Raw genomic sequence first — 2,096 nt, 5'->3', positions numbered from 1 at the left:
GACATAGTCGACGGCCTGCGCCGCTTTCACCGCTGCGGCGCAGATCGCCTCCCGCGTCGTCTCGTCCATGCCGGGGGCAGGGGCTTCCTCGATCACCTTCTGGTGGCGGCGCTGGAGCGAGCAGTCGCGCTCGAACAGGTGGACGACATTGCCATGGCTGTCGCCGAACACCTGCACCTCGATGTGCCGGGGCGAGAGGATGTATTTCTCGATCAGCACCTGGGTGTTGCCGAAGGACGATGCCGCCTCGCGCTGGCAGGAGAGCAGGGCGTCGGCGAAATCCTCGGGCGCGTCGACCCGGCGCATGCCCTTGCCGCCGCCGCCCGCCACTGCCTTGATCAGTACCGGATAACCGACCTTGGCTGCCTCCGCCGCGAGCCGTTCGGGCGACTGGTCCTCACCAAGATAGCCCGGCGTGACCGGCACGCCGGCCGCGATCATCCGCTCCTTGGCGGCATCCTTCAGGCCCATCGCGCGGATCGAGTCCGGCTTCGGTCCGACCCAGATTAGCCCCGCATCGATCACTGCCTGTGCGAAATCGGCATTCTCCGACAGGAAGCCATAGCCGGGGTGGATCGCCTCGGCCCCGGTCTGCTTCGCAGCGGCGATGATCTTCTCGCCCACCAGATAGCTTTCGCGCGCCGGGGAGAGGCCGATATGCACCGCCTCGTCTGCCTGGCGCACATGCAGCGCCCTGGCGTCCGCGTCCGAATAGACCGCAACGGTGTGTACGCCCATCGCCCGCGCGGTGCGGATGATCCGGCAGGCGATTTCGCCGCGGTTGGCGATGAGCAGGGATTTGATCAAGTCAGCCCTCGCAGCCCGTGGCGCGCGCAGTCCAGGTGATATTGACGATCTTCCAGGTGCCGGTTTCGCGGACCAGGTCGAAATGGTCGATGCCGCAATGATGCGCCTTGCCGTCGATGAAGAATGTGTAGGGCGCCCAGACCATCGCGATGTCGCCGTCGATCTCTATTGCCGGATTGGTGATGCGCTCCTCATATTTTTCCGGCCCGGGTTTCACGCCGGCGGCAAATTCGGGCCAGCTCATGTGGCGGACGGTGCGCACGCCGTTGGGCGCTTCATTGGCGACGGTCGCGCCGCCATCGGGGCGAAGCTGGGCGAGGATCGCAGCGGAGTCGCGCGCGGCGAGCCCGGCGAACAGGGCGTTGATCGGCGCCATCACCGCGCCCTCATCCGTGCCGGGCGGCGGCAGGCCGGTGCCCTTGGGCATGGGCTGCATCGGCGTGATCTGGACGAGAACGGCAAGGATCAGGGACATTCGGGGGCTCCAGACAAAAGTTCCTCCCCGGAACGGGGAGGGGGACCATGCGAAGCATGGTGGAGGGGCTGGTCGGGCAAAACGCCCGCCACAATGAAGGCAACTACGGCCGCCACATCATCGAGGACAGCTTTGGCGGGTATTCGCAAGACCCGAACACCTTCACGAATAAGCCAGGCATCGCGAACCTGGTCCCTGGCAGGCTGGTCACCGCGCTCATGTGCTTCGCCGTCAACCTCGATCGCCAGCTTCGCGCTCGCGCAGAAGAAATCGAGCACATAAATGCCCGCTGGATGCTGATGGCGAAATTTGAGGCCAGCCGGTCGCGTACGTAACGCCGTCCAGAGAAGGACCTCGGGCAGGGTCATCTCTTTGCGCAAGCGTCGTGCATTGCGGACGGTCTGAGCAGGCCCGGTCAGCACGCTGCCAGCCCCTCCACCGCGCTACGCGCGGTCCCCCTCCCCGTTCCGGGGAGGAATAAAGTTTCGCCAATAGCCATCACATCCTGAACACGCCGAACGATGCCTTTTCCGGCACAGGGGCATTCAGCGTCGCCGCGAACGCCAGGCCGAGCACGTCACGCGTCTGCGCCGGATCGATGATGCCATCGTCCCATAGCCGGGCGGTCGCGTGCCAGGGATTGCCTTCATCCTCGTATTTCTGGCGGATCGGCGCCTTGAACGCCTCGACCTCTTCCTCGCTCCAGCTCTCCGCATCGCGGTGCACCGTGGCGAGCACCGAGGCGGCCTGTTCGCCGCCCATCACGCTGATCCGGCTATTGGGGCCCATCACGCTGATCCGGCTATTGGGCCAG

At 65.6% G+C, this 2,096-nt stretch carries 4 protein-coding genes; all 4 read right to left on the bottom strand.

Annotated elements, in window-relative coordinates; translation table 11 throughout:
- Positions 1-807, bottom strand: an 807-nt coding sequence (locus AC1DT7_RS24120) for an ATP-binding protein (protein WP_478038851.1), incomplete at its 3' end; no start/stop codon positions are given.
- 1 nt (position 808) lies between these two features.
- Complete coding sequence (locus tag AC1DT7_RS24115; protein WP_478038850.1) at positions 809-1,282, bottom strand: nuclear transport factor 2 family protein; 474 nt, start codon at positions 1,280-1,282, stop codon at positions 809-811.
- The gene (locus AC1DT7_RS24110) at positions 1,273-1,650 is read right to left on the bottom strand and encodes an endonuclease domain-containing protein (RefSeq protein WP_478038849.1); all 378 of its coding nucleotides are present in this window, start codon (positions 1,648-1,650) and stop codon (positions 1,273-1,275) included. Before AC1DT7_RS24110 ends, AC1DT7_RS24115 begins: the two co-directional genes overlap by 10 nt.
- A 130-nt stretch (positions 1,651-1,780) precedes the next feature.
- A partial coding sequence (locus tag AC1DT7_RS24105; RefSeq protein ID WP_478038847.1) for a carboxyl transferase domain-containing protein occupies positions 1,781-2,096 on the bottom strand: 316 nt, incomplete at its 5' end.

Source organism: Sphingomonas sp. P3_C6 (genome assembly GCF_056402595.1).
This window is presented reverse-complemented; position numbering and strand designations above follow the sequence as displayed.

What these genes read in the sequence shown, in the direction of transcription:
- AC1DT7_RS24115 (WP_478038850.1), bottom strand. Translation starts at nt 1,282, where the DNA reads ATGTCCCTGATCCTTGCCGTTCTCGTCCAGATCACGCCGATGCAGCCC.
- AC1DT7_RS24110 (WP_478038849.1), bottom strand. Translation starts at nt 1,650, where the DNA reads ATGACCCTGCCCGAGGTCCTTCTCTGGACGGCGTTACGTACGCGACCG.